This window comes from uncultured Neisseria sp., assembly GCF_951230505.1.
In the GTDB taxonomy this organism is placed as follows: domain Bacteria; phylum Pseudomonadota; class Gammaproteobacteria; order Burkholderiales; family Neisseriaceae; genus Neisseria.
On sequence record NZ_CATNVN010000191.1, the window covers coordinates 1 to 3115 of the forward strand.

4 protein-coding genes and 1 pseudogene are annotated in these 3115 nt (G+C 50.2%); 4 read left to right on the forward strand and 1 reads right to left on the reverse strand.

Going from position 1 to position 3115, the window contains the following annotated elements:
- Positions 1 to 386: helicase HerA-like domain-containing protein (locus Q1M25_RS09220; protein ID WP_300484002.1), on the reverse strand; the 386-nt coding region annotated here is incomplete at its 3' end.
- 241 nt (positions 387 to 627) lie between these two features.
- On the opposite strand from Q1M25_RS09220, the gene Q1M25_RS09225 reads away from it, so the two are divergent.
- From Q1M25_RS09225 to Q1M25_RS09240, 4 genes and pseudogenes are all read left to right on the forward strand, one after another.
- Complete coding sequence (locus Q1M25_RS09225; RefSeq protein WP_300484004.1) at positions 628 to 1857, forward strand: multidrug effflux MFS transporter; 1230 nt, start codon at positions 628 to 630, stop codon at positions 1855 to 1857.
- A 60-nt stretch (positions 1858 to 1917) separates the two neighbouring features.
- Complete coding sequence (gene murI, locus Q1M25_RS09230; RefSeq protein WP_003747483.1) at positions 1918 to 2727, forward strand: glutamate racemase; 810 nt, start codon at positions 1918 to 1920, stop codon at positions 2725 to 2727.
- A gap of 11 nt (positions 2728 to 2738) precedes the next feature.
- A pseudogene (locus Q1M25_RS09235) lies at positions 2739 to 2927 on the forward strand (UvrB/UvrC motif-containing protein); the annotation flags it as partial.
- Positions 2928 to 2930: 3 nt separating this feature from the next.
- On the forward strand, positions 2931 to 3115 hold a 185-nt coding region (locus Q1M25_RS09240), incomplete at its 3' end, for a hypothetical protein (RefSeq protein WP_300484005.1).

Here is a 3115-nt window from a genome sequence, read left to right on the forward strand (position 1 = left end):
TGCGTGTCGTTCAGATTCATCAGGCGGGCCAAAAGCATAGGGCCCATTTCTGAAACGGTGACGCGTACGGGAATACCGGTTTCGCCGTAAACATCCCAAAAGCGCACGGGGAAATTTTGCAGCCATTGCTCGCCCAAATCAAACTCGGCGATGCGTTCGCCCACTTTGCCGCTGTTGGTACCGGCTTGTGCGATGCCCGACAAATCGCCTTTGACATCGACCAAGAATACAGGGATGCCTTCGCTGCTGAAGGCTTCCGCCATGCGGCGCAGGGTAACGGTTTTACCCGTACCGGTCGCACCTGCGATCAAGCCGTGGCGGTTGGCCATTTTGCCTTGAATTTCGAGCGTTTTCCCGTCGGTACGCGCAATTTGAAATGTAGTCATGATTATTCCTTAGAATCCGTGATGTGAAACAATTTGTTGTCTTAAAAAACAAGCATTTTAACGTTTGCGGCGGGGGGATTCAACCAAACGAAGTTTCAGACGGCCTTAAGTTTTGCAAAGGTTTTTGTGCAGTGATTGGATAGGGTTGAAATCTGCTATAATTCCATCCAATCCGCAACCGTCTGACAAGGCGGTTGTTTTCTTTGTTTTTTGAATATTTTTTACGAAAGCGAAAGTCGGAATGACTGCACAACAAGCCCCTTTGGGCGAAAAAACCATGGCCGTGCTGATGGCGATGTTGGTCGCGCTGATGCCGTTTTCTGTCGATGCCTATCTGCCTGCGATTCCCGAAATGGCGAAGTCGCTGGGTTCGGACATCCACCGCATCGAGCAAAGCCTGAGCTTTTTTATGTTTGGCGTGGCGTTTGGTCAGGTGGTCGGCGGTTCGATTTCGGATATTAAAGGCCGCAAACCTGTCGCCTTGGTGGGCTTGAGCATTTACTTTGCCGCCGTTATCGGTTTGACGATGGTGAATAATGTCGAGCAGCTGCTGAACTTGCGTGCCTTGCAGGCGTTTGGCGCGGGGATGACCGTGGTGATTTCCGGCGCGATGGTGCGCGATTATTATTCCGGACGCAAAGCCGCGCAGATGTTTGCCTTAATCGGCATTATTCTGATGATTGTGCCGCTGATGGCACCGATGATTGGTGCAGGCTTGCAGAATTTGGGCGGCTGGCGCATGATTTTCGGTTTTCTGGCCTGTTATTCGCTGCTGCTTTGGGGTTTGATGTGGTATTTCCTGCCCAAGCCGCACCAAAAAGGCAAAATCAGCATGGACGTGTTTGGCGTGGTGGCCGGCAGGTTTAAACGCGTTTTGAGAACGCGCGCTGCAATGGGCTATCTGTTTTTCCAAGCTTTCAGTTTTGGTTCGATGTTTGCCTTTTTGACTGAATCGTCGTTTGTGTACCAACACCTGTATCATGTTTCCCCAAACCAATATGCTTGGATATTTGCGCTCAATATCATTACCATGATGTCGTTTAACCGCGTTACCGCATGGCGTTTGAAAACCGGTACGCATCCGCAAAACATCCTCAAATGGGGCATTATCGTCCAATTCGCCGCCAATCTGTTGATGACGGTTTTGGTATTGTCGCTGTCTCTGCCGCCTTTGTGGGCTTTAGTGCCATGTGTGATGTTTTCAGTCGGTACGCAAGGCTTGGTCGGTGCGAACACTCAGGCCTGCTTTATGAGCTATTTCAGCGCAGAGGGCGGTAGTGCAAATGCCGTCTTGGGCGTGTTCCAATCCCTTATCGGCGCATCGGTCGGCATGGCAACGACTTGGCTGCATAATGGTTCTGCCTTGGTGATGGCCGGTATGATGTTGAGCTCGACCGTGTGCGGTATCGTGCTGTTGTGGATTTGCTCGCATCAGGCTTGGATGGAAAACGATAAAAAAGAATATGTTTAACCTTCAGGCCGTCTGAAAACGGTTTCAGACGGCCTCAACTCTATATTGAAGAAATTAACCATGAGTACCAGCAAACAACGCCCCATCGGCGTATTCGATTCCGGCGTCGGCGGCTTGACCAACGTCCGCGCCCTGATGGAACGCCTGCCGATGGAAAACATCATCTATTTCGGCGATACCGCACGCGTTCCCTACGGCACCAAATCCCGTGCCACCATCGAAACCTTCGCCATGCAGATTGTCGATTTTCTACTGGAAAACGATGTCAAAGCACTCGTTATCGCGTGCAACACCATCGCCGCCGTTGCCGGACAAAAAATCCGTCAAAAAGCAGGCAATATGCCCGTATTGGACGTCATCTCCGCCGGTGCGGAAGCCGCTTTGCAAACCACCAAAAACAACCGAATCGGCATTATCGCAACCAACACTACCGTCAACAGCAACGCCTACGCACGCGCCATTCATTCGCAAAACAACGACACGCTGGTACGCACGCAAGCCGCGCCCCTGCTTGTGCCATTGGTGGAAGAGGGCTGGCTCGATCACGAAGTCACCCGCCTGACCGTACGCGAATACCTGAAGCCGCTCTTGGCTGACGACATCGACACGCTGGTGTTGGGTTGTACCCACTTCCCATTGCTCAAACCGCTTATCGGCCGCGAAGCACAAAACGTTACCTTGGTCGATTCCGCCATCACCACCGCCGAAGCCACCGCCAAAGCCTTGGCGCAAGCAGGTTTGCTGAACACGGAAAACGATAATCCGGATTACCGCTTCTACGTCAGCGACATCCCACTGCGCTTCCGCACCATCGGCGAACGCTTCTTGGGCAGGAGTATGGAGCAGATTGAGATGGTTACATTGGGTTGATTGGAAATATTAAAGGCCGTCTGAAAGGTAAAAACAAGGTTAAAGTCGGCGAGATTCACAACGAAGAAGACGCGATTAAAGAAATCGCCAAACTGGAAAAAGCCATGCAACAGGCGGCTCGGGATTTGCAGTTTGAAGAGGCGGCGGTGTTGCGGGATAGGATACGCGGGATTAAAGAGAATTTGTTGTTTGGGAGATAAATAATGGAAAATATTTCAAAGTCAATTTGGCAAAAAATATGGGAAACTCTAAAGTTAATTTGGCAAAAAACTTTAATTTTTACTGTGATAGGTTTTTTTACCGCTCTTTTTTTTAGTAATGCTGATGAAAAGTGTATCTGTGCTTTTATTGGTTTTCCAGCGTTACTAATGTTGGCAGTGTATTACTT

Bases quoted from the DNA above. Each gene is read 5' to 3' on its own strand.
- murI (WP_003747483.1), top strand. From the start codon at position 1,918: ATGAGTACCAGCAAACAACGCCCCATCGGCGTATTCGATTCCGGCGTC.
- Q1M25_RS09225 (WP_300484004.1), top strand. From the start codon at position 628: ATGACTGCACAACAAGCCCCTTTGGGCGAAAAAACCATGGCCGTGCTG.